General features: G+C 71.8%; 19 protein-coding genes. 10 read left to right on the forward strand and 9 right to left on the reverse strand.

Features of this window, described 5'->3' with window-relative positions; translation table 11 throughout:
- The first annotated feature begins 178 nt into the window (after positions 1-178).
- Both WMF46_RS03615 and WMF46_RS03620 read left to right on the forward strand, forming a co-directional pair.
- On the forward strand, positions 179-1714 hold the full coding sequence (locus WMF46_RS03615; RefSeq protein ID WP_437984310.1) for a hypothetical protein: 1536 nt from the start codon (positions 179-181) through the stop codon (positions 1712-1714).
- Positions 1715-2208: 494 nt separating this feature from the next.
- Entirely contained in the window at positions 2209-4524 is a 2316-nt protein-coding gene (locus tag WMF46_RS03620; protein ID WP_437984311.1) for an FAD-dependent oxidoreductase, read from the forward strand.
- Between the two features lie 288 nt (positions 4525-4812).
- Here the strand turns inward: WMF46_RS03620 and WMF46_RS03625 are convergent, their stop codons facing one another.
- Positions 4813-5688 (reverse strand): ATP-grasp domain-containing protein, encoded by an 876-nt coding sequence (locus tag WMF46_RS03625; protein ID WP_437984312.1) that lies wholly within the window; start codon positions 5686-5688, stop codon positions 4813-4815.
- A gap of 245 nt (positions 5689-5933) precedes the next feature.
- On the opposite strand from WMF46_RS03625, the gene WMF46_RS03630 reads away from it, so the two are divergent.
- Positions 5934-8519: an SUMF1/EgtB/PvdO family nonheme iron enzyme gene (locus tag WMF46_RS03630; protein WP_437984313.1), complete on the forward strand. Its 2586-nt coding sequence runs from the start codon at positions 5934-5936 to the stop codon at positions 8517-8519.
- A gap of 93 nt (positions 8520-8612) precedes the next feature.
- On the opposite strand, the gene WMF46_RS03635 is transcribed toward WMF46_RS03630, so the two are convergent.
- On the reverse strand, positions 8613-9269 hold the full coding sequence (locus WMF46_RS03635; RefSeq protein ID WP_437984314.1) for a hypothetical protein: 657 nt from the start codon (positions 9267-9269) through the stop codon (positions 8613-8615).
- A 42-nt stretch (positions 9270-9311) separates the two neighbouring features.
- Positions 9312-9461 carry a hypothetical protein gene (locus WMF46_RS03640; protein WP_437907009.1) on the reverse strand — a complete coding sequence of 50 codons (150 nt, stop codon included), beginning with the start codon at positions 9459-9461 and terminating at the stop codon, positions 9312-9314.
- 584 nt (positions 9462-10045) lie between these two features.
- Here WMF46_RS03640 and WMF46_RS03645 point away from each other — a divergent pair.
- On the forward strand, positions 10046-10345 hold the full coding sequence (locus WMF46_RS03645) for a hypothetical protein (protein ID WP_437984315.1): 300 nt from the start codon (positions 10046-10048) through the stop codon (positions 10343-10345).
- A gap of 22 nt (positions 10346-10367) precedes the next feature.
- Here WMF46_RS03645 and WMF46_RS03650 read toward each other — a convergent pair whose 3' ends face one another.
- Positions 10368-11825, reverse strand: coding sequence for a sigma 54-interacting transcriptional regulator (locus tag WMF46_RS03650; RefSeq protein WP_437984316.1), 1458 nt, complete (start codon positions 11823-11825; stop codon positions 10368-10370).
- A gap of 166 nt (positions 11826-11991) precedes the next feature.
- Between WMF46_RS03650 and WMF46_RS03655 the strand changes: the two genes are divergently transcribed.
- Complete coding sequence (locus tag WMF46_RS03655; protein ID WP_437976437.1) at positions 11992-12459, forward strand: hypothetical protein; 468 nt, start codon at positions 11992-11994, stop codon at positions 12457-12459.
- A 177-nt stretch (positions 12460-12636) separates the two neighbouring features.
- On the opposite strand, the gene WMF46_RS03660 is transcribed toward WMF46_RS03655, so the two are convergent.
- Together WMF46_RS03660 and WMF46_RS03665 are read right to left on the reverse strand one after the other, a co-directional pair.
- On the reverse strand, positions 12637-16101 hold the full coding sequence (locus WMF46_RS03660; protein WP_437984317.1) for a DNRLRE domain-containing protein: 3465 nt from the start codon (positions 16099-16101) through the stop codon (positions 12637-12639).
- A 460-nt stretch (positions 16102-16561) separates the two neighbouring features.
- Positions 16562-16720 (reverse strand): hypothetical protein, encoded by a 159-nt coding sequence (locus WMF46_RS03665; protein ID WP_437984318.1) that lies wholly within the window; start codon positions 16718-16720, stop codon positions 16562-16564.
- 155 nt (positions 16721-16875) lie between these two features.
- Here WMF46_RS03665 and WMF46_RS03670 point away from each other — a divergent pair, with 155 nt between their 5' ends.
- Both WMF46_RS03670 and WMF46_RS03675 read left to right on the forward strand, forming a co-directional pair.
- Entirely contained in the window at positions 16876-18369 is a 1494-nt protein-coding gene (locus WMF46_RS03670; RefSeq protein ID WP_437984319.1) for a B12-binding domain-containing radical SAM protein, read from the forward strand.
- Positions 18370-18583: 214 nt separating this feature from the next.
- Positions 18584-19012, forward strand: a complete 429-nt coding sequence (locus WMF46_RS03675) for an STAS/SEC14 domain-containing protein (protein WP_437984320.1) — start codon at positions 18584-18586, stop codon at positions 19010-19012.
- 75 nt (positions 19013-19087) lie between these two features.
- Here WMF46_RS03675 and WMF46_RS03680 read toward each other — a convergent pair whose 3' ends face one another.
- Both WMF46_RS03680 and bioA read right to left on the reverse strand, forming a co-directional pair.
- Positions 19088-19933 carry a GFA family protein gene (locus tag WMF46_RS03680; protein ID WP_437984321.1) on the reverse strand — a complete coding sequence of 282 codons (846 nt, stop codon included), beginning with the start codon at positions 19931-19933 and terminating at the stop codon, positions 19088-19090.
- Between the two features lie 115 nt (positions 19934-20048).
- Entirely contained in the window at positions 20049-21332 is a 1284-nt protein-coding gene (gene bioA / locus WMF46_RS03685; RefSeq protein ID WP_437984322.1) for an adenosylmethionine--8-amino-7-oxononanoate transaminase, read from the reverse strand.
- Positions 21333-21636: 304 nt separating this feature from the next.
- On the opposite strand from bioA, the gene WMF46_RS03690 reads away from it, so the two are divergent.
- From WMF46_RS03690 to WMF46_RS03700, 3 genes are all read left to right on the forward strand, one after another.
- A complete protein-coding gene (locus tag WMF46_RS03690; RefSeq protein WP_437984323.1) occupies positions 21637-22488 on the forward strand; it encodes an alpha/beta fold hydrolase in 852 nt (283 codons plus the stop codon).
- Between the two features lie 82 nt (positions 22489-22570).
- Complete coding sequence (locus WMF46_RS03695) at positions 22571-23320, forward strand: RNA polymerase sigma factor (RefSeq protein ID WP_437984324.1); 750 nt, start codon at positions 22571-22573, stop codon at positions 23318-23320.
- 6 nt (positions 23321-23326) lie between these two features.
- Positions 23327-23569 (forward strand): anti-sigma factor family protein, encoded by a 243-nt coding sequence (locus tag WMF46_RS03700; protein ID WP_437531878.1) that lies wholly within the window; start codon positions 23327-23329, stop codon positions 23567-23569.
- A 48-nt stretch (positions 23570-23617) separates the two neighbouring features.
- Here WMF46_RS03700 and WMF46_RS03705 read toward each other — a convergent pair whose 3' ends face one another.
- Positions 23618-25468, reverse strand: a complete 1851-nt coding sequence (locus WMF46_RS03705; RefSeq protein WP_437984325.1) for a DEAD/DEAH box helicase — start codon at positions 25466-25468, stop codon at positions 23618-23620.
- Positions 25469-25476 lie beyond the last annotated feature (8 nt).

Here is a 25476-nt window from a genome sequence, read left to right on the forward strand (position 1 = left end):
CGACATTCACGGGAATGCACCGTGGCGAACAGGTGTGCTGAGCGTGATTGCGCGTTGGATCACGCTCCGGGCGCACTGCAGCAGGGCGCTCTCCACGCCCGGTGACACCAAGTCTTGACGGTCCTGTGGCTGGCGTGGAGACGTGCTCATGTCAGTTTTCCCGCCGATGCATCACACGGTGGCTATCTCAGACATCCATCTATGTGAGCTCGAGCCGACCGACGGTCTCTGGATGCGCTATCGGCAGGCGCCGTACTCCCCGGACGGGGAGATCGCGGCGATGCTCGACGCGCTCCGGGGAGAGGTCCGGAAGGGGGCGGGCGGCTCCGGGGGGCTCGGCGCGGGGCGCGACGAGCTGACGCTGGTCCTGAACGGCGACATCTTCGACCTGGATGCGCCTCGGGTGATCGGCAACGAGAGCGTGGTCCACGACCTGCCGCGCACCGCCGAGCACGCCGTGCCGGCGATGGAGGCCATCCTGCGCGATCACCCCGTGTTCGTCGCGGCCGTCGGCCGGATCGTCGCGGACGGGCACACCGCGGTCTTCGTGGCGGGCAACCACGACATCCAGCTCACGCTGCCCGAGGTGCGCGAGGCGGTGCAGCGGAGCGTCGTGGACGCGGCCATGCACGAGCTCGCCACCCGGGACGGCGGCCTTCCGGCGGGATCGACCGAGGCGCTCCGCGCGGCGCTCGCGGCGCGGGTGGCCTTCCGCGCCTGGTTCCACCGCACGCACGACGGCGTCATCGTCGAGCACGGCAATCAGTACGACTCGTACTGCTGTTATCGCTACCCGATGGCGCCGTTCGGCCGGAATCCGGGGGAGATCCAGCCGACGATGGGCTCGCTCGTGAGCCGCCTGCTCGTGTCGCGCATGGGGTACTTCAACCCGCACGTCGACTCGTCGTTCATGCTCTCCGGCTTCGGCTATCTCTCTCACTGGACGCGGTACTACCTGTTCTCTGGCCGCTCCCTCGTGCTCGCCTTCGGCGTGGGCGCGCTGCGCACGATGATCGAGCTCGTGCGCCGGCGCGACCCGAGCCGCCGGGCGCTCCGGCGTGCGGACCTCGCCGCGGCCGCCCGCGAGACGGGCGCACCTTTCCCGGCGGTGGTCAAGCACGCGCGGCTGTTCGCGCGGCCGGCCGAGGACTGCCTCGGCCGCGTGGCGCGCGAGCTCTGGCTGGATCGCCTCGGGCTCGCGGCGGTCGGGATCCTCGCGGCGCTCGCGTGCCTGTGCTGGATGCCCGGGGGGCTCGCGGCGGCGGCGCTGCTCGCGCCGACGCTCCTCGTCGCGTACGAGTGCGCGGTGCCGAAGCCCACGCTCGACGCGGTCTGGCAGGGCGTGAACCAGGCGGCGCGGTCCGTGGCCAGGGCGCACGGCGCCAAGGCCGTGATCTTCGGGCACACCCACAACCCGGAGGGGAGCTGGGAAGGCGGGGTGTTCTTCGGGAACACCGGCTCCTGGTCCGCGGCGTTCGAGGACATCGCATGCACGCAGCCCGTCTTCGAGGCGCGGCCGCTCGTCTGGTTGCGGTCCGAGGACGACGCGGGTCCCGAGGCGCCCCTGTCGGGCGGCCTCGTGATGTGGAAGGACGAGCGGTTCCAGCCCTGGAGAGCCGACGCGAGGCCGTCCGTGCCGAAGAAGGCCGAGATGGCCAAGCGCCCGCGCCCCGCCGCGCTTCGGCCCCAGGCCACGGCCGCGCTGCGCAGCTAGGCTGCCGGCGCCCATCGCCTTGGACGCACCCCGGCGGGCCGGCGTCCAGCGCTCGCCGGTCAACGGCGGCCCCGTCCGCGAGTGCCGTCGCGGCTCGATTGGTCAAACGACATCAACTCCTACTGATGCTCTATACGAGGCGCCGCCCTCGCTGCACAGCCTGCGGGGCGGCTTCAACACGTTTGTCGGTCCAGAGGTCCAGAATGGCTCCTATGGAGAACCGGAGATCGTCGTTATTTTTCCATCTTGTTGCTTGGCTCCGTTCACCACCCCCGATGGCGGGGAGGCGCCGCGGTCACTAGGCTCGATTCTGGACGGTGCCGGCGATCGCGGCCCGTCTATTCAGGGGGCGTGATGGCGCAGGGAACATGGCATATTACGACCTCCGCTACGGAGGCACGTACCTCGGCGCCCCCATCCGGGGCCGCGGCTATGGGTCGACAGCGCGTCTGTCAGGGGGGAGCCATGGAACAGCATCGAACCAGGGGGGAGCCATGGGACGACATCGAGCGATCGTGATCGGGACGGGGTTTGGTGGAGCAGTCTCTGCCTGTCGTCTCGCGCAGGCCGGATTTGCGGTGACCGTGCTCGAGCGTGGTCGCCGGTACGACCAGGAAGTCCCCGAGTTTCCAAGAGGCCGACTCGACCAGTTGCTTTGGAGGAAGACGGGAGGGCTGTACGACGTCCGGCCTGTCGATCAAATGCGCGTCGTGCAATCGGCGGGCTACGGTGGCGGCTCCCTGATCTATGCGAACGTGCACCTGCGCGCGCCGGCGGAGGTCTTCGCGCGCGGGTGGCCCAAGGGCTACAGCCGCGAGGCGCTCGATGCTTATTACGATCTGGTCGCCTATATGCTGGACATCCAGCCGATCACCAGCTCGCCGGGGGGACTGCCCCCGAAGACGCGGCAGATGTCCGAGGCGCTGGCCAGGCTGCGCCGCAAGGAGCAGCTCTTCTATCCGCCGCTGGCGATCAACTTCTCCGAGGAGCCGGGGCTCCGCCCGAACAAGTTCGGGGTGTTGCAGCGCGGGTGCGTCGACTGCGGCGAGTGCACCATCGGCTGCGTCCATCGGGCGAAGAACACCCTGGACATGAACTATCTCGCGGTCGCGGAGCGCGCTGGCGCGACGATGCGCACGGAGTGCGAGGTCACGCTGATAGAGCCGCTCTCCGGCGCGGGGGGGCCACGGTACCGCGTCGCATACCGCGACCGCGGGCGCGGCGGACAGGAGCTGTTCGAGGAGGCCGAGCACGTCTTCGTCTGCGCGGGCTCGCTCGGCTCGACCGAGCTGCTCCTGCGTTGCAAGGAGGCGGGCGCGCTGCCGCGGCTCAGCGCGCAGCTCGGCGCGGGGTACTCGGGCAACGGGGATCTGCTCGCCCTCGGCTTCGATGTCGCCGAACCATTCGAGCCGGAGAGGGGGCCGCCCATCACCGCGGGCGTCGTCTACGCGGGCAGTCCCGGCCGTGACCAGGCGTGGTTCCTGGTGGAAGACGGTGGCTTCCCGAGGCAGCTCTGGCCGATCATCAAGCTCGCGAGGCCGCACATCGACTGGCGCTCTTGGCCGGCGCCGGCGCTGGACAGGCCCCTCTCGGCCGCGGCAGCGCCGCCGACCGGCGCCGCGCTCGACGAGATCATGCGGGCGGCCTCGGAGCGGGAGCCGCCCGCGGTCACGCCGGAGGAGATGCGGAAAACCGCGGTATTCCTGGTCATGGGGAGAGACATCGCCAACGGGCGGCTGGAGCTCGTGCGGGGCAGAAAGCTGTCGATCCGGTGGGATGTCCCGTCGAATCTCCTACTCTACAGCGTTGAAGAGCGGCTCGCCCAGGACATCGTGGCGCAGCTCGGGGGCGCTTATGCGGTCTCGCCTTTCTGGCGGTTCGCGCACCTGCCGATCACGGTCCACAGCCTCGGCGGGTGCCGGATGGGCGACAGCGAGGAGGAGGGCGTCACCAGCGGGCTTGGTGAGGTGTTCAACTATCCAAACCTCTTCGTTCTCGACGGCGCGATCCTGCCGGCGGCGACCGGCGTGAACCCCTCGCACACCATCGCCGCGGTGGCCGAGCAGAACATCGAGCGGATCATCCGCCGGATCACGGGGCAGCCGGGCTGGACGCCGCCGGAGCGGGCGCACGCCGCGCCCTACGCAGATCCGCTGACCGCCATCGCTCTACCCGCCGCAGGGACGGCGCCGCCGCGGCATCCGGGGCTCGGTCTGACGTTCCGAGAGCGCCTCTCCGGCTCCTGGGAGAGCACCCCGTCTGCGGCGGGCGCCCGGCGCGCGGCGCCTCGCCCGGCGCGCCTTCACCTGCGCATCACGATCTCCTATCTGGCCAGGTTCATCGCGGATCCGGCGCATCCCGGGCTCGTGACGGGGACGCTGTTCGTGGGGGGGCTGACCACGGGAGAGACTCCGATCAGGGAAGGCGTCTGGAACCTGTTCGTCGCCACAGGGACCGGCCCAGCGCGGGAGATACGCTACGTGCTTCCCTTCCACGGCGACGACAGCCGGCGGTTCACGCTGCGGGGCGCCCGGGTGTTCCGGCCGCTCGGCGCCTTCGCCTGGTGGCGGCTGTGGAGCAGGGGCGCCGCGCTCCCCTTCCGGATCCAGGAGGGGGATGACGAGCACGGGAGCGTCGTGGGCGAGGGGGTGACGCGGCTCCGGCCGATTGACGTGGCGCACCTCCTCCTGTCGTTCCGCGTGTCGGGGGCAGCGGCTCTGCGCGACAAGACGCGTGCGCTGTTTGGCTTTATCACGTTCTTCTTCCTCTCCCTCCTCCGGATCGCGCGGGGACGATCCTCATCGAGCTGAGCGGTCACCACATCCTGGAGGCGATGGCCGATGTTCGCGCGAGCAGGCCCCCGTGCCCCCGCGGCCGCCCCGACTGCGGGACCTTGATCACGGCACCCCGGGGGTGAGGCTCAGCGGCCCCTGCCAGCGGCGAGAAGGCCTCGGCAACTTCTACGGCTGCAGGAACGAGGGCGAGGCGAACCTGGGTCGTGTCGCATGACGACGCGCGGACGAGGTACGCGCCAAGCGCGTCAGTCGAACTCCTCTCCTGGGAGGGCTCCTATCGACGTGCGCATGTCTCCCGGCGCCTCAATCCAGCACCGCCCCGTAGAAGTCGCGCGGATCCATCTGCTCGGGGAAGACCGAACAGCCGCCGTCGTTGATCTCGATCACCGTGTACCCGCCGCGCTCGAGCCGGGCCACGTCCGCCGTGAAGAAGGGGGAGCCGATGACCTGGCCGAGATAGGCGAACTGCCCCGGATGCTCGAGCGTCGAGTCCACGTCGTAATACGGCGCGTGCGCCGCCAGCCGCCCCTCCCAGAACACGAGGCGGTGCTCGTCGGTCACGCGGCGCTGGCCGGGCGCCCAGCCGGGCAGCGTCGCCAGGTCGAGGTATCTTCTCACGACGAACCCCCGCTCGAAGCGGTCCCCGCGGAGCTCCAGGATCTTCTCGCACACCTCGGCGAAATCATCGTACGTGGCGCCCTCGGGCACGAAGCACGCACGATGCCAGAGCTCCTTGACCGATTTCACGTGGTCCTTGACCACCCACGGCGGCGGCCCGAGCTCCAGGGCCGCCTCCCACGCTTCTCGGATGTCTTCGCCCTCGGTCCACCGCGTGGGCGCGGTCTTGTCGCCGAGCAGCGGGACGTAGTTGGGCATGTACATCGCCTCGGCGAAGCTCTCCGGATCGACGACGAGCTCCTCGCCGCGGTCCTGCATGGCCTCGTACAGGCCCGTGTATTCTTCTTCGCTCAACATCCACCCCCGGTAGAGCCACGTCCGGTGCCGGGGCCTCGGCAGCCGGCGCAAAGCGCGCTCCGGCTCGCCGTTCACGACGGGATCGAGCGGGATCGCGTACGACTCGATGCCGAGCTCCTCGGCGGCCAGCACGTCGATCTCGAAGCGATCCTCGGCGAACTGAGGGACATGGGGTCTTCCGAAGAGGATGGTGACGTCGCTCATGGAGTCCTCCTGGGTGCCGCCGCGCCCGGGTCCGGGTCGGCGCGGCGGGGCGGACAAGGTGGATCCACGTTCGCGAAGAACCAGTCTTGCGAAGAACGATCGCCTGCGAGAGGATAGGCTCAACGGGGGCGAAAATCGGGTCTTTCAGCGCCTGTCGGGTTGAGCCCAGCGCGCCCGGACGATAGAGTCGGCGCGGACCTCGGCCCTGGGGAGCTCCCCGGCGCGATCCGCGGAGTGGACGACGCATGAGCCTCAGCGAGCGCGAGCGGATGGCGCTGACGCAGCCCGCGTGCGGCGCGCCCGCCTCGACCGAGGCAGGTGGCGCGCCGCCGGCCGGCGCGGCGTCGGACGTCACGTTCAGGCTGCGCGAGACCCCGGGCGCCACGGCGCCCGAGCAGCCGCCCATCTCCGTCACGGCCCCCGAGCGCCTGTCCGCGGAGGAGCGCTACGAGGATCTCGGCTGCATCGGGCGCGGCGGCATGGGCGAGGTGCGCCGCGTGCGCGATCGCATCCTGGGGCGCGTGCTCGCGATGAAGATCCAGTCGTCCGAGACGCGCGACGCGACGCCCGATCGCGCCCGCTTCCTCGCCGAGGCGCGCCTGACCGCGGCGCTCCAGCACCCGGGGATCGTGCCGGTGCACGAGTGCGGCGAGCTCGCCGACGGGCGGCTGTGGTTCACGATGAAGGAGGTCCGCGGGCGCACGCTCGGCGAGGTGATCGCCGAGGCGTACGCGGCCGGCGGCGGGAGCCTCTCGCCCGTCGCGCTGCGGCGGGCGGTCGACACGTTCCTCCGCGTCTGCGAGGCCGTGGCGTACGCGCACAGCCGCGGCGTGATGCACCGCGACCTCAAGCCCGCCAACGTGATGATCGGCGAGTTCGGCGAGGTCCTGGTGATGGACTGGGGCCTCGCGCGGCCCTCCGCGTCGCTGCGCGGGTCGCCCGGGGCCGCGGGCGCGGCGGACGTGATCGAGGCGGCCCCGCTCACGCAGCCCGGCGAGGTGCTGGGCACGCTGCTCTACATGGCCCCGGAGCAGGCGCGAGGCGAGGGCGATCGCCTCGGCGCGGCGAGCGACGTCTACGCGCTCGGCGTCGTGCTCTACGAGATCCTCGCCGGGCATCACCCTTACGGCGGCCAGCCCGCGGCGGTCTGGGGCGCGCTCCTCGCCGGCCGGCTCAGTCCGGTCGAGGCGAGCGCCCCCCACGAGGTGCCCGCGGAGCTCGCGGCGATCTGCGCCCGCGCGATGGCGCTCGCCCCGGAGGCTCGCACCCCGGACGCGGGCGCGCTCGCCGCCGACGTCCGGAGCTGGCTCGACGGCGCGCGGCGGCGCGAGCGCGCGCTCGCGATCGTGGACCATGCCCGCGCGATCCGGCCGGAGATCGAGGCGACCCGGGCGCGCGCCCGGGCGCTGCGCGACGAGGCGCGGGCGATCCTCGACGGCCTGAGCTCGTTCGATCCGGCCGAGCGGAAGGCGCGCGGGTGGCGGCTCGAGGACGAGGCGGAGCGCCTGGAGCGGGAGGCGTCGCTCGGCCAGGTCGAGTGGATGCAGGTCCTCCGCTCGGCGCTGAACGAGGCGCCGGATCTCCGCGAGGCGCACGAGGCGCTGGCCGACCACTACGCCGAGGAGCTCACCCAGGCCGAGGAGGCGCGGGATCCGCGGGGCGCGGCGCGCGCCGAGGCGCTCCTCCGGCAGCACGACCGCGGGCGCCACGCGGTGCTGCTCGCCGGCGACGGGGCGCTCACGCTGGCGACCGTGCCCGCGGGGGCGCAGGTCTCCCTCCACCGCTACGTCGAGCGCGACCGGAGGCTCGTGCCCGAGCTCGCGCGCGAGCTCGGCCCCACGCCGCTGCTCGATGTGGCGCTCCCGCGCGGCAGCTACCTCCTCACGCTGCGCGCGCCGGGGTACCACGACGCGTCGTATCCCGCGCTCATCGAGCGCGGGCGGCGCTGGGACGGCGTCCGGCCAGGCGGGGAAGGGGCCCACCCGGTGCGCCTGCTTCGCCTCGGCGAGCTCGGCGAGGACGACCTCTACGTGCCGGCCGGCTGGTTCCTCGCCGGCGGCGATCCGGACGCGGGGGACAGCCTCCCGCGGACGCGGCTCTGGTGTGAAGGCTTCATCGTCCGGAGGCACCCGGTCACCAACGCCGAGTACCTCGCTTTCCTCAACGCGCTCGTCGCGAGCGGGCGGGAAGCCGAGGCCCTCGAGTGCTGCCCGCGCCTCTCGCTCGGCCGCGCCGCCTCGGGATCGAGCCCGGACTCGCTCCGGTTCGAGCGGGGAGACGACGGGCGCTTCCGGCTCGGGTGCATCCAGACCGACGTCCAGGAGGAGCCGAGGATGCCCGTCGCGTTCGTCCACTGGCGGGCGGCGATGCGGTATGCGGCGTGGTACGCCGCCGGGACGGGCGCGCCGTGGCGCCTCCTGAACGAGCTCGAATGGGAGAAGGCGGCGCGGGGCGTCGACGGCCGGTGCATGCCCTGGGGTGATTTCCTGGAGCCGACCTGGGGTTGCATGCTGGGCAGCCACGAGGACGTCGCCGGCCGGCGGCCCGTCGACGACTTCCCGCAGGACGAGAGCCCTTATGGCCTGCGGGGCGCGGCGGGCAACGTGCGCGACTGGTGCATCAACGCGTGGAAGCGCGAGGGGGCCCGGACCGAAGCGGGGGTCGTGCTGCTCGATCCGGCCGACGACGGCGACGCGGATTTCCGCGCGGCGCGGGGCGGCGCGTGGTCGACGTCGCCGAACCTCTGCCGGGCGGCGGGGCGCTTCGCGGGCAAGCCCGGGGATCGCTTCGGGGGGATCGGGTTCCGGCTGGCGCGCCCGGCGCCGGGGTGAGCGGTTCACGACGCTCGGCCGCCCAGCGCAGGAGGCCTGCCCGGGCGCGCCTGGGGCGGCGCCCCCGGGCGAGGCGTCAAGCGCGCTGGCCGCTCACGCGGGCCTCATCACGCCATGGTAGTAGTACCAGGCGCTCTGAGGGTCGATGTGGTGCGGATCGATCGACGGCGTATCCCCCACGAACACCTGCGTGAAGTTCACCTTGCTCGGGGTGTTCTGGAAGATGAGGCCGTTCTGGGGCCGATCCATCTTGTACCAGATCGCGTTGCGCAGCTCGCCGGCGCTGCCGAGCTCCACGAGGAGGCCGATCCGGCGCCCGATCGGCCCGTCCGGATCGACGGCCCAGTAGAGCGCGCTGGCCGGGGAGGTCGGCTGGTAGACGCCCTGAGTCCACTGCTGCCCCGACGCCTCCTGGCCCGTCGAGAGGACGCTGCCCCCGACGAGCCAGTCCCGGAACTCCTTGGGGTAATCCGGCGCTCCCGGGCGGTTCGTGAACCCGAACGAGACCAGGGTGATCGCCCTCGACTTGAAGGGGGCGAGCCTCGACCAGTACTCGGTCTTCGCCGTGAATCCGCCGGGGGGCGTCAAGCCCGACACGGCCAGGTGGAGGAGCGGGGTCCCGGTGCTCGTCTCGATGAAGCGGAGCTTCGAGTCGATGGGGATCTGCGTTCGGTCCGGCTCATCCGTCCCCTTGGGCAGGAGGTCTCCCCGCGTGACACCCAGCTCGCCCGTGCTTGATTCAATGCTCATGGCTTGATGAACTCCTCGTCTCGTGTGTGGAACCTCGGAATGTTAGCCGGAGAAGGCGACAGCGTCGCTGGCCGCCGCCTGCTCGACCGCGTCCGGCGGGGCGAGCTCCTCTGCGGCCGACTCTCCAGCGGGCGCCACGGCGCAACCAGCGAGCAACGAGAAGGACAGCGAAGCGAACAGTGCACGCATCATGATAGAGCTCCCTTCGAGGTGTGCCTGCGCGCTCTCCTGCCGAGATAGCGGCGCTGCGCGCGGCGATTGGCCTTCAGCAGGCGTCGTGCCACCGCGAGGAAACGAGGATCCATGCAGGATCCGAGGAGCTCTCGCGTCGCGGCGCAGCAGGTCGGGTCACCCTCGCTCGACTTGAGCAGGACCTGCGCGAGCGGCGCTTGCGCGAGCGCCGCGCATCCTCAATCAGCCTTCCCGAGTGTGGGCCTTCTCTCGTCGTCCGAAAGGGTGCCCACGCTGTAAATATTTGTTCGTGCTTGACGCGCGGGATTGGCGCTCGGCGGGTGAGCTCTGCATTGAAAGCGCGAGACGAGGTATGATATATGTCGCCCATGAAGGTTGGGGGAATTCATCTCATCACAGTTGCCGCGCTTCTCGCCTGTGGGTGCGCCTCCTCTTCGCCGCCCTCGCCCTCGGCGCCGGAGCGCCTGGGGGGCGGTGCCCCGGTAGCGGCCGTCGCTCAGCCGGCGGCCCCGGCCGGCGACACCGCCGCGGCGGGCCCTGCCGGTCCCCGGAGCCGCCGCTATCCCTTGGAAGAGCTGCGCAGGGTGGCTCGCGTCGCGTCCGCGCGTTGCAAGAAGGCGAATGCGTCCTCGGACTCGGCGTGTCTCCTCACCGAGGCCACACCATTCCTCAAATACCGGCCCGAGGACCCGGATTGCCGTTACGTGTCGGGCACCGCGCTCTCCGTCGCCGAGTGCTCCGATTTCGAGGAGGGCTGCCAGAGCGTGGACGCGAAGGATCTCGACCACCAGCTCGCGGCCCTGCAGAACGCCGGCAAGGACTGCAGCCGCGAGCCGACCGACTCCGAGCGGGCAGAGCTGCTGAAGCTTCTCGGCGCGAAGTGAGGCCCTGCGTCCCCGGCGCGCGTCAGCGCGTGGCCTTGCCCTTGCGCGGCCGCGGGATGCCGTAGGCGCTCAGCCGGGCCACGAAGGTGCGGCGGGGCATGCCGAGGAGCGCCGCGGCCTGCGTCTGGTTCCCCGCGCACTGCTCCAGCGCGTCGACGATCCGCCGCCGCTCGAACGCGTCGAGTTCTCCCCGCAGGCCGCTGGCGCCCTCGGCCGGGGGGACGGTGCCGGCGGGCGCGGCGGCCTCGGCAGGCGCCGCCGCAGGGCGCGCCTCGACGGGCGCCGCCGCGGGGCGCGCCTCGGAGGGCGGCAGCGCGGCGGCGGCGTCGAGCAGGAGGTGCTCCGGGAGCAGCGTGTCCCCGCCGGAGAGCACGACCGCGCGCTCGATGACGTTGCGCAGCTCGCGGATGTTGCCGGGCCAGCGGTGCGCCTCCAGCGCGGCGAGCGTCTCGGGGGCGAACGCCGGCGCCGAGCGCCCGAGCGCGCCCGCGGTCCGGTCGGCGAGCGCCCGAGCGAGCGGCGCGATCTCGGCGATCCGCGCCCGGAGCGGCGGGATCGTCAGCGCGATGCCGTTCAGCCGGAAGAACAGATCCTCACGGAAAGCGCCCCGCTTCACCTCGGCCGCCAGATCGCGGTTCGTCGCCGAGACGAAGCGCACGTCGATGGGCCGCGGGCTCAGCCCCCCGACGCGCATCACCTTCCGCTCCTCGAGCACGCGCAGGAGCTTCACCTGGATGCTGGGCGGCAGCTCGCCCACCTCGTCGAGCAGCACCGTGCCCTTCTCGGCCGTCTCCAGGAGGCCCGGCTTCGCCTGGACCGCGCTCGTGAACGCGCCCCGCTCGTGGCCGAACAGCTCGCTCTCGAGGAGCGACTCCGAGAGCGCCGCGCAGTTGAGCCGCACGAAGGGCCCCTGCGCGCGCGGCGAGCGCCGGTGGATGTGCTCGGCCAGCACCTCCTTGCCGGCGCCCGTCTCGCCGAGCAAGATCACGGAGATCGGCGCGCCGGCCACGCGCTCGGCCAGCGCGTAGAGCCGCTCCATGGCCGGGTCGAGCACGATGGGCTGGCCCTGGCCCGGCGCCGCGCTCGCGGCGCCCTCGCGCGGCAGGATCACGATCAGCGTCGAGCCGAGGTTCACCGCGTCCCCGACCGAGAGCTCCATCGTCTTGCCCTCCTCGGGCTGGAGCTCGAGGAGCTTGGTCGTCGGCCCGACGCTGCGCTCGCGGCGGAGGCGGGTCCCGTTCGCGCTCCCGAGGTCCTCGATCGCGATGGGCGGGCCGAGGTGGATGATCGCGTGCCGGCGCGAGACGGAGCTGTCGTCGATCGGGACGTCGTTCTCCGGCGACCGCCCGAGCGACACCCGGCCCTCGGCCGGCAGCGGGTGCCGCGTCACGCGGCCCCCGGCGAACACCGCGAGCTCCAAGGCGCCCTGTACATCGTTCCGGGTGGACTTCGCGGCGGCCACGTTTCTCTCCCTGTTCACTCCGCCTGGTTCTACCTCGTCGCGCCGCCCCCGTCTGCTCACGTCTCGAGCCACGCGCGCGCCGGCCGGCGCATCGTCATGGTCCCCGCGTGACCGCGCGACGGCGAGGGCTGGAGGAACCTCGCTGCGTTGCGGGCGATGAAGCGGGTATGATACTTGTCGCTCCATGAGGCCTGGGGGGTCCTTGCTCGTCCTCGCCGGCGCGTGCGCGCTCCTCGCCAGCGCGTGTTCCGGAGCGCCGCAGCCCGCCGCGGGCCCGCGGGCCGCCGGCGCCGCGAGCGCCGAGCCCGCCCGCCCCCGGGTTCCCGTGTATCCTGCGGCCGAGCTGGACCGGATGGCGCGCATCGCCGCCGCGCGCTGCAAGAAGGCGAACACGCCGTCGGACGCGGCGTGTCTCCTCACGAATGCCTCCACCTTCCTGAGGTACCCACCCGGGGATCCCGATTGCCGCTATGTCGCGGGGACCGCGCTCTCGGTCGCCGAGTGCTCCGAGTTCGAGGAAGGATGCCTGAGCGTGGATCCCCAGGATCTCGTCCGCCAGCTCGATGTCCTGCAGAGCGCCGGGAAGGACTGCCAGCGCGAGCCGACCGACGCCGAGCGCGCCGAGGTGCTGCGGCGCGCCGGCGCGAAGTGACGCGCTGGCCCGAGGGGCCAGCTTGAAGCGCCCTGATTCAGCGTGGGAACGTCCCGCGCGCGCCGCCTTTGCTGGATCGCCCGGCCGCGATCCGCAGGACCCGGCCGTGGACGCGCGCGTCGCGCCGACGGTGGACGCGCAGGCGTCGATCGCGGCGCGCGCTGTCGATCCGGGGGATCACTCGGCCGCGTGATAGCAGACGTCGAGCCTCGGCCTGCGCGCGGCGTCGGGATACTCGCTGGAGCGGAAGTCGGTCCTGTTGTTCGCGTCGACCAGCGCGACACCGTGGTTCGGCTGCGCGCCGTCGACCCAGCCCTGCACGAGGGACGTCAGATCGGCGGTGACGAACGCGTCGGTCTGCGCCAGCGTGGCGAGGGAGGCCTCGACGGCAGGGCTGGTTCCGCTGAACCCGCCCCCATGGAGCGTCGATTCCTCCCAGGCGCCGTTCACGCGGTGCACGGTCACGACGCTGCCCGCGGGCTTCCAGGCATAAGACAGCGATAGCGTCGCCGAGATGACGCTGGAGCCCTCCGGGATGAACGACAGATCGTAGGCGAGGACCGCCGTCGCCGGCTGGACCGCGCTCGCGCTGGTGATGAGGTAGGGATACGCGCCGTACGCCCAGCCCGTCGTGGGGCCCTCGACGAAGGAGTCCTGCACGGCGCCGAACGCGCCGCGACGAACGCTGATGCACTCGAGGTCGCATGCGTTGCCGAGGCCGTCGCCGTCCGAGTCGCCTTGAGCGGCGTTGGGCTCGGCAGGGCAGTTGTCGCTCGCGTCGGGCACGCCGTCGCCATCCATGTCCGGCGCGGGCGCGACGCGGAAGCGCGCGACGCCGGGGTCGTGGTCGCTGGCCTGGTCGGCGAACTCCGCATTGACATGGACGACGTCGAAGCCAAGGAGCTTCGGCCCGGCCAGGTTGGCGCTGACCAGCACGTGGTCGAGCGACTGGCCATTGCCGTCGAACACGTATGTGTAGCGCTCCTCCGGCGGGAGCGTCTCGATGAGCGTCGTCAGCCCGGCGTCCTTGAGGATGCCGAGCGGCGCCGAGAACTGGAAGTCGTTCAGGTCGCCCAGGACCACGACGTTGGCGGAAGGATCGCTGTCGAGGATCTGCCGCACGAAGCCGGCCACCACGGTGGCCTGCTGACGCCGCTGGACCTCGCTCGAGAGGGTCGGGGGCTGGAAGCGCCCGTAGAGCGGCTCGTCGCCGCCCTTGGAGTTCCAGTGGTTGGCCACCACGAACAGCGGCTGTCCGTTCCAGCGGAACTCGCCCGCCAGCGGCTTGCGGCTGCTGGCGAAGGCCGGATTGCCCGGGTCGATGCGGCCGGGGCTGTAGCGCAGCGACACGCCGCCCGCGCCGCCGAGCACCTCGTTCGCCGTCAGGGCGCCGGCGCCCGGGCGATCGACGAACTCGAGCCCGCGGTCGGTCCGGAACAGGAAGCCCACGCGGATGTTGCCGCCGGGCTCCCCGCCGTCCGTGCCGTCGGTCGGATCGATGCTGCGGAATTGATAGGTGCTGGGCCCGCCCGGCACGGCCGCGATCGCGGCGATGAGCCGAGCGAACGTGGTCGAGGCGTCCACCACTCCATTGTTGGTCGGTCCGCTGTTGTCCTGGACCTCTTCGAGCGCGACGAGGTCGGGGCTGCCGAGGTTCTCGACGAGGATCCGCGCGAGGCGATCGAACTTGTCCTGCGGGTCGCCCGGATCGAGGTTCTCGACGTTGAACGCGGCCACGTCGAGGTCGTCGGCGGTCCGCGGTCCGAGCGACGTGACCTCGCGCGAGAGCGTCGAGGTCGCCGCGGGGAGCGCCTCGTCGACCGGCAGGAGCTTGTAGTTGGCGAAGTTGTAGTCGACCGTGCCCACGATGGGCCCGGCGAACGTGGCGCCCACGTCCAGCGCGGGCGGCGAGGCGCGCAGGGGGATCTGGAGCAGGATCCGCTCCGGGTTGAAGTCGCCTGGGCTGACGACGACGGCCCCGCGCGCGCTGCGCAGGCCGGCCGCGTCGCCCGTGGCCGCGTCGCGGTCGCCCGGGACCAGCGCGATCTCCGCGGTCCCGGAGCTCGAGAACTCGCGGGTGGGGCCCACGACGGCCGGGGCGTTGATGCTCACCCGCATGCCCTCGAGGCTCTCCCAGAAATCGATGCCGTCGGACTCGGGGTCGAAGCCGCTCGCGGCCTCGACGCTGCCGCTGGCCTCGTCCTCGATGATCTGCGTCGGGGGGCGGCGCGCGCCGGGCGCGAAGCCGATCGAGACCGGGGCCGGCAGCGCATGGCCGCTCGAGAGGACGGTGATCTGCGGGCGGGCGAGCTCGGTGACCGTCAGGTTGTGGTACGCGCTGCCGCGGGAGGGCGTGCACGGGTCCGCGCAGCCGGCGCGGTACTCCGTGACCTCGCCGGTGAGCTCGACAAGGTCGCCGACCCTCACCGACGGCGCGGCGCCGGTGAAGACGAGCAGCCCCTCGGAGGTGGCCGGATCGGCGTCCGGCGCCGGCGATTCCACGGTGAAGCCGTTGCTGCGCAGGGTCGCCACGAGGCCTGTCGTCTTCACGACCGCGCCCGAACGCGGCGAGAGGTGCGCGCGCCCCTGGATGTCGTGGATCGCGAGCGCCTGCGCCGCCTGCGCCGTGGTGAACGAGACCGACACGTCGGCGGGCAAGGGGTCGATCGTCCCGTTGCTCCCCGGGTCCTGCTCCTGCACGCCGCTCGCCCGCACGACGAGGAGGCACGCGGCGCTCGGGGGGAGCGGCTCGGCCGGCGTGAGCGTGAAGGCGAGGGGGCCGCCGCTGACCGCGATCGGGCGCGCGCTGCCCGCGCAGGAGAGCTCGAAGGCCTCCGCGACGGCCACCGCCTCGCTGAACGTCACGCTCAGGCTCGCGGTCGGGTCGGCGCCCGTCGCGCCGTCGCCGGGCGCCGTCGACGTCACCGCCGGTGGGGTGTCGCCGCCGCATTCGAGCGCGGCGGTCGAGGTGTTGCGGGGGGTAGGCGTCCCGGTCGAGAGGTCGTCGACGTTGCTGCCCGTGTCCTGGCAGCCAGCGCCCTGCCGGAGCGACGCCGTCGCGTTCGCGGTCGCCGGCGCCGGCGCGGCGCCCTCGAAGTAGCTCGCCCCGCCGAAGCCGACCAGATCCTCGATCAGCGCCTCCTGGGCCGCCGAGCAGGGCGCGGTGCCGCCGTTGCAGCCGAGGCCCGTGGCCTGCCGGACGAGGGCGACCTTGCCGGCCGAGCCGCTCATGTTGATGGGGGTCGGATCGACGAGGTCGGCGGCGGGAAGCGGCGCGCCGCTGCCCGAGCCCCCGGCCTCCTGCACGAGGAAGTACTGGCCGGGCTGCAGGGTGATCGCGGGCAGCTCCGTGAGCTGGGTCGTCGTGGCCCCGAGGGCGCCCGTGCCGCTGGCGCTCGCGTACTGGATGGACCACCCCGCGAGCGACACCGGTTCGTTCGACCGATTGAACAGCTCGATGAAGTCGTGCGTGTAGACGGCCCCAGCGTTGCCCCCGCCGCCGTACACCTGGCTGATGACCACGCGCCCGCTCGGGAGGGTGGCGGCGAGCTCGGCGGTCCCGAGATCGCCGGGCTGCTCGGCGGTCCCGAGCTCACCGAGCTCCGGCGAGCCGCCGCAGCCCCAGGCGGTCGCGAGCGCCATGGCCGCCGTCCATCGAACGCGGTCACGCCGAAGAAGAGAATACCCCGCGCGCGAGAGGGCGCGCGGGAACAAGGGTAACTTTAGCACGATGACACCTGTTGGCCTTCGAAGACGATTGCAAGGAATGGCCGAAGCAGACAGCAGCGGCCACTTTCACGCTATGCTGGAACGCGCGTTGTGAATGTCACGTCTCCATGAAATCGCAACTGGCCAGTCCGTCCGACCCCCGGAGCCCGGGATTCTGCGCGAGGAGATGTTTCGATTCGATGATGATCTTGTTGACGATTGTGATGTGAATTACATTTAAATCGTGCGATTCGTCTACGCGACCATGACGGGGGTGGCACCCGGGCCTAGGCGTTAACGAAGATTCGCGCCGCGTTCTGCTGCCTCTGAACGTTTACGTGGTCGTGGTCGTGGTCGTGGTCGTGAACGTGGTCGTGGTCGTGGTCGTGGTCGTTCACGGCTTGCCGTTGACGACCACGACCACGTAAACGTTCACGTAAACGTTCACGTAAACGTTCACGACCACGTTGGTGACCGGTGGTGGGGTGGAGGGGGGCCCTGCGCGCGACCGGACGAGCCTGGTTAGCCCCTGGGGATCCGGGAGGCCGACCAAGGTTCCTCCTGTGTCCTCATGTCGTGTGGAGTGCTCGCTGGGCTGACCCCTGCCCAGTGTAGTGCGCATTTGTGCCGCCCCTGCCCGCCTCGTCGTCTCCGTCCTCCTTGCCTCGAGGGTGTGATACGTCCTGAACTGAACCAGGAGTGTCCTCGATGCGCATCGCAATCATCTCGACCTATACGCACCCGAGCCGACTGCTCCGCAAGGAGCGCTCGATCATGCAATCGTCCGTGCCCGAGCTGCTCGCGGCCCTGTGCCCGCCCGACGCCGAGATCGAGCTCTACAACGAGAAGGAAACGGACATCCCGCTCGACCGCCACTGGGACCTGGTCTTCTTCTCGTACCTGCACGCCTATTACGAGCACACAAAGGTCCTCTCCACGCTGTTCCGGCGGCAAGGGATGACCACCGTGGCCGGCGGGCGGCACGCGAGCCATTTCCGCGCGGACGCGCTGCAGTACTTCGACGCCGTGGTCGCGGAGGACCCGGAGGCCAACCTCCCGGCCCTCATCGCCGACTTCCGGCGGGGCGAGCTCCAGCCCGTCTATGCGCTCCCGCCGGTGCCCCCGGAGCAGATCCCCACCTACCGCTATGACCTTGTCGACTACCGGAACAACCTCGTCCGCCTGCCCGGCATCGAGGCGTCGCGCGGCTGCCCCTTCTCCTGCAACTTCTGCGTGCTGACCGGGCACGAACAGTATCGCTATCGCCCCATCGATCACGTGATCCGGGACATCCGCGACCGGATGATCTTCAACCAGCGTATCCCGGGGGTGACCAACAATGTGTTCAGCTTCCTCGACAACAACCTGGGGGGCTCGCCCCGCTACCTGCGCGAGCTCTGCGAGGCGCTGATGCCCCTCAAGAAGATCTGGGGCTGCGCGCTCACGTTCAACGTGCTGCGCGACCCGGAGCTCGTCCGCCTCATGGGGCGGGCAGGGTGCCGCTACGTCTACACAGGGCTCGAGTCGCTGAACCCCGAGTCGATCAGCTCGATGAACAAGGGCCAGAACAAGCTGAGCGAGGTACGGGAGGTCATCCAGCGGGCCTTCGCGAGCGGGATCGTCCTCTCCTTCGGGCTCCTCGTGGGCGCGGACGGGGACACCAACGACTACCTCGAGCGGGTGCCCGAGTACCTGCATGATCTCGGCGATCACTGCCCGACCTTTCTGGGCATCGTCTGCCCGTACCCGGAGACGCCCTTCTTCGCGCATGTGGCGGCCGAGGGGCGGCTCCTTCCCGGGGTGATCAGCCGGGACCTCGATGGATACACCCTCTGCCACCGCCCGCCCCGGCTGGACCCCTCCGAGGTGATCGACCATTTCCAGCGCCTGAGCCGCGCGCTCGGGAGTCTCCACAACGTGGGCCGCCACGTGTGGAATCGGCTGATGACGAGCGATCTGCCCCGTTACAAGGCGTGCGTCGTCATGTCGGCGCCCGAGGTGATGAGCCTGCGCGCGCCGCTCGCCAACCGATCACGCAGCTACATCGCCGGGCGCGATCCGATCGAGGCCTGGGACGCGGAGAAGATGCGGGAGCTCGGCCTCGAGCCGCAGCGCATCGAGGCGTCGTCCTGCAGAGCGGATCCGCGCGGCCTCGCGCGGATCCGGCCCCGCCGGGCGGGCCGCTCCAGCGCGGCCGCGTGAGGCCATGGGAGATCCACCCTGAAGGGCCGCACACGCCTCGTCGCGATCGCCTACTTCGCCCCGGTGCACGCCGCCGCCGTCCTCGGGCTGTTCCTGCCGCTCCGGGCGAGCGCGGCCCGCTTCGGCGTCGGGCTCGCCTCGGACATCGAGCCGAGCCCGGCGGGCCGTGAGAGTAGGCACCCCGCCGCGCAGTCGAGGCGCTAGCATGGGTGGCATGAGCGATCTCGGCCTCAAGGACGTGAGCCCCGACGTTCGTGACGAGCCCGACGGCATCCTGCGGGTGGCGATCCACGGCGAGGTCACGGAAGACCGAGCGCGCGCTGTCCTCGGCGTGATCCGGCGCGTGGCGGAGAGCGGCCGCGACGTCCTGGTGCTCGCCGACATGCGCCACACGGGCCCCCTCTCGGCGCCGGCGCGCAAGGTGGTGACGGAAGGAGTGCGGGCAGCGCGCATCGATGCTGTCGCGATCATCGGAGCGAGCTATTCCCTGCGCGTCGTCTTGACCCTCCTCGCGAAGGGCGTGCAGATGCTCACGGGACGGCATTACCCGCAGCAGCTCTTCGACACGGAGGGCGAGGCGCACACGTGGCTGCTCGCTCGGCGAGACGCGCTCGGGCAGGGCGGCGCCCGGATACCTGAGTGACCGCGCGTGCGCACGGGGTCGTTGCAGGACTGCTCGTACGGTGACGGTGCCGTGGCAGCTCGCGTGATGTCGTCGTCAGGCCTGGGGCGGGTACTCGGCGAACCGCGGCAGGTCGTCGGTGATCGGGAACCAGCTCGCCTTGGAGTCGACGAAGATGTGGGCTGCGGGGCGGATGCCGGGATCGGTGTCGAGCGTGCCCGCGGGCACCACGGCGAAGCCACGCTCGGGTGACTGGCGCGGGGCCGCGCCGCCGCAGCGCTTGCAGAACGCGACGGTGAAGAACCGCGCGTCGGGCACCTTGTAACTCGCGATCTGCGCGTCACCGTGGATCCAGCGGAAGCTGTCCAGGGCGACGAAGACGTTGGTCGCGTGCGCGGCGCTGCGCCCGAGGCGACAGCGCGTGCAGTGGCAGCTCACCATGCGCTGGGGCGCGCCCTCGAACTCGAAGGCCACACTGCCGCATAGGCAGCTCCCCTGGGTGACGCCCTCTTTCGGCGGGGCCGCTGGACGCGAGATGACCGGCGCCTGCATCTCGGGCCGCCATTCCTCGAACTGCGGCAGGGAATCCGTGATCGTGTACCAGGGCGCCTTGGCGCCGACGAACTGGTGGAACTTCGGCTCGATCCCGAGATCGCCCTCCAGGTTGCCGGCATGGAGCACGGCGAGCTGCCTCTCGGGGAGGAGCATCGGCGTGGCCGAGCCGCAGGTGCCGCAGAAGGAGCGGCGGTCGCTCGCGCAGGACGGGCGGATGGCGTCCTCGCCGGCGAGCCAGCGAAAGCCGGGCAGCGGCGCGACGACGGCCGTGGTGAACGCCGTGCCGTGGAACTTGCGGCACATCGAGCAGTGACAGTTCAGCATGGTCTGGAACGGACCGTCGATCTCGAAGCGGATCGTTCCGCAAAGACATGCGCCCTTGGTCATGTTCGTATCTCCCGTGGGATGGCTTGTGCGCGCACGCTAGCACGGCGGGGTGTCCAGGCGGGCGTCCAGGTTCGATTCAAGGGCGCCCTTCACGCGAGGCGCGCCGTCCCGCGGCTCAGAGCTCCGACACCACGCCCACGATCGCCTCGCTGATACGCGATAGGTCGGCTGGCTCGATGATGTAAGGCGGCATCGTATAGACCAGCTTCCCGAAAGGCCGTAACCAGACGCCGCGCTCCACGAACGCCGGCTGCACGCGCGCCGTGTCGACGGGCTGCTTGAGCTCGACAACGCCGATGGCGCCGAGCACGCGCACGTCGGCGACCGCGTCGAGCGCGCGGCACGGGGCGAGCTCGCGGCGGAGCTGCGCCTCGATGGCCGAGACACGCGCGCGCCACGGCGAGGCGAGCAGGAGCCGGATGCTGGCCAGCGCAGCGCTGCAGGCGAGCGGATTGCCCATGTACGTCGGGCCGTGCATGAACACGCGCGGCTCGTTGCCCGCGATGGTCGCGGCCACGCGCTCCGTGCAGAGCGCGGCGGCCAGGGTCATCGTGCCGCCGGTGAGGGCCTTGCCGAGGCACATGATGTCCGGCGCGACGCCCGCGTGGTGGCACGCGAACAGCTCCCCGGTGCGGCCGAAGTTGGTCGCGATCTCGTCGAAGATGAGCAGCACGCCGTGGCGGTCGCAGAGCGCGCGCAGCTCGCGCAGGTACTGCGGGTGGTAGAAGCGCATCCCGCCGGCGTTCTGGGCGATCGGCTCGAGGATCACGGCGGCGACCTCGTGCGCATGCCGCTCGAGCAGCGCGGCCATGCTGCTCAGGGCGTCCGGCGACCAGGGCGCGTCGAACGCCGGCCCGGGCGCTTCCGCGAACAGGTGCTGCGCGAGCGCGCCGCGGAAGAGGTGGTGCATGCCATTGACGGGATCGGTGGCCGCCATCGCGCCGAACGTGTCGCCGTGGTAGCCGGCGAGCGCGCTGATCAGGCGGCGCTTCTCGGGCCGCCCCTCCGCAATGAAGAACTGGAGAGCGAGCTTGATGGCCACCTCGACCGACACGGATCCGGAGTCGGCGAGGAAGACGCGTGTCAGCGGCTCGGGCGTGAGCGCCACCAGCGTCTCGCACAGCTCGACCGCGGGCGCGTGGGTGAGCCCCCCGAACATCACGTGGCTCATCCGCCCGAGCTGGGCGCTGATCGCCGCCGTCAGCGCCGGGTGCGCGTAGCCGTGGATGGCGGCCCACCAGGACGCCATGCCGTCGATGAGCTCGCGGCCGTCGGTCAGGGTGAGGCGAACGCCCTCCGCGCGCTCGACGGCGAAGAGCGGCGCGCTCGAGATGGGCGCGGCGTAAGGGTGCATCACGCAGCGGCGGTCGCGCGCGACGAGATCGTCTCCGCCAGGCATGGCGCTCTCCGATGGCATGGCGAGGCGTCTAGCCCAGAACGCCCATCGCCACCAGGTCCGCCGGGCGCGCCGGCAGCCTCGGCGCCCGGCACCGTTCGACCGGCGGGACGCGGCCCCGGCCCCCTCCGGACGATTCCTTGAACAGGCTGTAACGTTCGGGCCCCCTCCGAGACTGTGCAGGTAGCGGGATAGCCGTCGCGGCGCCGGGGACACGCCCGGGCGCAGGGGCGCGCGCATCCATCGCACGTCGAAATACCGATGACGTCGCGCTCGAGGAGAGCCTCGCGACGATGAGGAGACATCCATGAACGGTCTGCTTCGCAAGGTCCTGCGGTCTGGCACCATGATCTCGGCCGCTGCGCTCATGTCGTCCGCGCTGCCCGGCTGCGGCGGCAGCGACACGGACGGGAGCACGGGGGGCGGCGGGGCCCAGGGCTCGGACAAGAACACGTATGTCCTCGTCCACGGCGCCTTCGTGGGCGCATGGGCATGGGACAAGGTGGTGCCGCTCCTCGAGGCCGGCGGCAACGAGGTGATCGCCCTCGATCTCCCGGCTCACGGCGAGGACCAGACGCCCGTCGCGGACGCCGGCCTGGAGGCCTATACCGACGCCGTGGTGGAGGCCATCGACAGCGCCTCGCGCCCCGTGATCCTCGTCGGCCACAGCATGGGCGGCACCGTGGTGAGCCAGGCCGCCGAGCAGCGGCCCGACAAGGTGAAGACGCTCGTCTACCTGACCGCCTTCCTGATGAAAGACGGCCAGTCGCTGAGCCAGGAGTGGGCCGACGACGAAGGGGCCGCGATCAAGGCGTACGCGGCCGCTTCGGAGGACGGCACGACGCTGACCTTCAAGGAGGGGTGGGCCGCGGACGCCTTCTGCCAGGATTGCTCTCCGGACGACGTCGCGCGGCTCGAGAGCCACCTGCGCGAGGAGCCCGCGAAGCCGTTCGACGAGCCGATCCATGTCACGGAGGAGAGGTGGGGGAGGGTCCCCCGGGTTTACATCGAGGCGCTCAAGGATCTCGCCATCAGCCCTGCAGAGCAGAAGCAGCAGTACACGGCGTTGCCCTGCGAGAAGGTCATCTCGATCGACGCGGGCCACGCCCCCTTCCTGACGAAGCCGAAGGAGGTCGCGGACGCGCTGAGGTCGCTCTGACCGGGGCGCCGGCCGCCGTCGTCCGCGGGGCGAGCCGCCCCGGAGCCGCGTCGATTGATGCGGGGCTCGGCGGCGTGATACCGTGCTCCGCGTGTCCCACGACCCCTCGGCCGCCGCCGACGGCAAACAGGCCGCACCGGCGCAGCGCGCATCGGCCGAGATAGGCCCGCTCCTCGCGCCCGCCGCGCCGGGCAACGCGGCTGCGCCCGGCTGCGCGGCGCCGGCGGACGACATCGCGCTCGTCCGCCGGCTGCTCGCGGGGGACGAGCAGGCCTTCGAGCAGCTCGTGACCCAGCTCCACACACCCATGCTCCGGCTCGCCCGGGCGGTCGCCGGCCCCGCGGGCGCGCAGGAGGTCGTCCAGGAGACCTGGGCGGCGGTCTTCGATGGGCTCGTGCGCTTCGAGGGGCGCTCCGCGCTGAAGACATGGGTGTTCAGGATCCTGACGAACCGCGCCAGGACGTGGGGCGCTCGAGAGAAGCGCATGGTGCCTGTCTCCTGGCTGGAGGACGGAGATCACGGCGGCGAGCCGGCGGTCGATCCGGCCCGATTCGACAGCATCGGTGACTGGGCGACTCCGCCTGTCCCGTGGACGGAGCAGAGCCCGGAGGTGCTCTTGCTGCGCAAGGAGATAGGCGCCGTGCTGCAGCGAGAGCTCGAGACGCTGGCGCCTGGACAGCGCGCGGTGGTCCTCTTGCGCGACGTGGAGGGGTGTCCGTCCGACGAGGTCTGCGAGATCCTGGGTATCGGCGAGGCGAACCAGCGGGTCCTCTTGCACCGTGGCCGATCGAAGCTCAGGGCCGCGCTCGAGCGCTACATGACGAGGGGGTGAGCGCGCATGATCGTCACGTGCTGTCAGCTGACCGAGATGATCACCGACAGGAGCGAGGGAAAGCTGTCCTCCGAGCAGGAGGAGGGCTGCGCGCGGCACCTCGCGTGGTGCGACAGGTGCCGCACCTACCTGAAGCAGATGGATCTGACGATCGACGCGCTCCAGGGGCTCCCGGGCGAGCCGCTGCACGACGACGTCCGCGCTACGCTGTTCGCCCAGTTCCAGCGGCGGAAGACCACCGCCGACTGAGCCTGGCGCCTCGGGCAGCGCGGCGCGCTAACCCCATCTCCGTGGAGCTCAGGCCCGCGGGCGACGCCGCGGGGGCGCCATGCCCGCCGCGCCGTTCCGGGTCTCGGCTGAGCCGGCGCGCGGCTCGGCCTCGGCCGTCCCGCCTCGGGCCTCGGCCGCCCCGCCTCGCGCCTCGCGGGACCCCGCGTCGTCCCGGCGGACCTGGACCTTGCGGCCCTTCAGCCGAGTGGCGCGCAGCGCCTCGATGACGGCGTCGGCCGCGTCGGCCGGGACCTCCACGGTGGAGAAGCCGTCGGCGATCTCGATGGCGCCGATGTCGCGGGAGCTCAGCGACGCCTCGTTCGCGATGGCGCCGACCAGATCGGCCGGCCGGATGCCCGCGGCGCGCCCCGCGCTGACGTACAGCCGGGCGACGTTGCCGTCGGTCTCCCGCCCCTCGCGCCGCGACCGCGCCTGCGCCTCGCCCGGGCGCCCGCGCGGCCCCGCGGGCCCGCGCGGCGCGCGGTCGTCGCGGGCGCGCTCCGGCCCGCGCGGAGGCGGCCGGAACGACGGGATCTCCGCCTCGTCCTCCTCCCGGTCCCCCTCCGTCGCGTCGTGGGCGAGCTTCACCGCCGCCGCCGCGATGTCCATCACGTCGAACTCGTCGGCGAGCGCCTCGACCACGACCCGGAACCGCTCGGTGCCGCCCTCGATGAGCGCCTCCCGCAGCGAGGCGCGCGTCAGCTCCAGGCGCCGCGCGCGCAGGTCGGCCACGGTCGGGAGGGTGGCGACCTCGATGCGCTGCCCGGTGAGCCGCTCGACGTTGCGGATCAGGTAGTGCTCGCGCGGCTCGACAAGCGTGATCGCCGCGCCCTCGCGGCCGGCGCGCCCCGTGCGGCCGATGCGGTGGACGTACACCTCGGGGGCGCAGGGGACGTCGTAGTTGATGACGTGCGAGACATGCTCGATGTCGAGCCCCCGCGCCGCGACGTCGGTGGCGACGAGCAGCTCGGCCGTGCCGGCGCGGAAGCGGGCCATCACGCGATCGCGGTGCTCCTGCGCGAACCCGCCGTGGAGCGCCTGGGCCTCGTAGCCGCGGGCGCGCAGCGCCTCGGTCAGCTCGTCGACCTCGTTGCGGGTGCGGCAGAAGAGGATGGCCGACGACGGATCCTCCATGTCGAGCACCCGGGTCAGCGCGGCGGACTTGTGCGCCCGCGGCACGATGTACGCCGTCTGGCGGACGCGGGGGAGCTCGCCGGGGGCCGCCTTCTCGCCGGCGATCTTCACCCGCACCGGCTCGCGCAGGTGCCGGCCGGCGATCGCGGCGATCCGCGGGGGCAGCGTCGCGGAGAAGAGCACGGTCTGCCGCGCCGCCGGTGTGGCCGAGAGGATCTCCTCCAGCGCCTCGGCGAAGCCCATGTCGAGCATCTCGTCGGCCTCGTCGAGCACGACGGTGCGGATGCCGTCGAGCGCGAGCGTGCCGCGCCCGATGTGGTCGAGCGTCCGGCCCGGCGTGGCCACGATGACGTGGACCCCGCGGCGGAGCGCGCGCAGCTGCTGCCCGAACGGCTGGCCGCCGTACACGGACAGCACCTGCACGCCGAGCCGGCGGCCGTAGCGGTGCATCGCCTCGGCCACCTGCATCGCCAGCTCGCGGGTCGGCACGAGCACGAGCGCCTGGGGGGGGCCGGGCGGCTCGCCGCCGATCTGGAGGTGCTGGAGCAGCGGCAGCGCGAACGCGGCCGTCTTCCCGGTCCCGGTCGCGGCCTGCCCCAGCAGGTCGCGCCCGGTCAGGAGGTGGGGGATCGCCTCGCGCTGGATCGGCGTGGGCTCCTCGTAGCCGAGCTCGGCGAGCACACCGAGAAGCGAAGGGGCGATGCCGAGCGCGGCGAAGCTGGCGGACGAGGGGGTCATCTCCACAGGGGCTC

It is taken from the genome of Sorangium sp. So ce117 (genome assembly GCF_051524395.1).
Lineage (GTDB): Bacteria > Myxococcota_A > Polyangia > Polyangiales > Polyangiaceae > Sorangium > Sorangium cellulosum_B.

Coding starts and splice junctions, on each gene's coding strand:
- WMF46_RS03630 (WP_437984313.1), top strand. CDS start 5,934: ATGAGCCTCAGCGAGCGCGAGCGGATGGCGCTGACGCAGCCCGCGTGC.
- WMF46_RS03635 (WP_437984314.1), bottom strand. CDS start 9,269: ATGAGCATTGAATCAAGCACGGGCGAGCTGGGTGTCACGCGGGGAGAC.
- WMF46_RS03640 (WP_437907009.1), bottom strand. CDS start 9,461: ATGATGCGTGCACTGTTCGCTTCGCTGTCCTTCTCGTTGCTCGCTGGT.
- WMF46_RS03655 (WP_437976437.1), top strand. CDS start 11,992: ATGAGGCCTGGGGGGTCCTTGCTCGTCCTCGCCGGCGCGTGCGCGCTC.
- bioA (WP_437984322.1), bottom strand. CDS start 21,332: ATGCCTGGCGGAGACGATCTCGTCGCGCGCGACCGCCGCTGCGTGATG.
- WMF46_RS03620 (WP_437984311.1), top strand. CDS start 2,209: ATGGGACGACATCGAGCGATCGTGATCGGGACGGGGTTTGGTGGAGCA.
- WMF46_RS03675 (WP_437984320.1), top strand. CDS start 18,584: ATGAGCGATCTCGGCCTCAAGGACGTGAGCCCCGACGTTCGTGACGAG.
- WMF46_RS03700 (WP_437531878.1), top strand. CDS start 23,327: ATGATCGTCACGTGCTGTCAGCTGACCGAGATGATCACCGACAGGAGC.
- WMF46_RS03660 (WP_437984317.1), bottom strand. CDS start 16,101: ATGGCGCTCGCGACCGCCTGGGGCTGCGGCGGCTCGCCGGAGCTCGGT.
- WMF46_RS03670 (WP_437984319.1), top strand. CDS start 16,876: ATGCGCATCGCAATCATCTCGACCTATACGCACCCGAGCCGACTGCTC.
- WMF46_RS03690 (WP_437984323.1), top strand. CDS start 21,637: ATGAACGGTCTGCTTCGCAAGGTCCTGCGGTCTGGCACCATGATCTCG.
- WMF46_RS03625 (WP_437984312.1), bottom strand. CDS start 5,688: ATGAGCGACGTCACCATCCTCTTCGGAAGACCCCATGTCCCTCAGTTC.
- WMF46_RS03680 (WP_437984321.1), bottom strand. CDS start 19,933: ATGACCAAGGGCGCATGTCTTTGCGGAACGATCCGCTTCGAGATCGAC.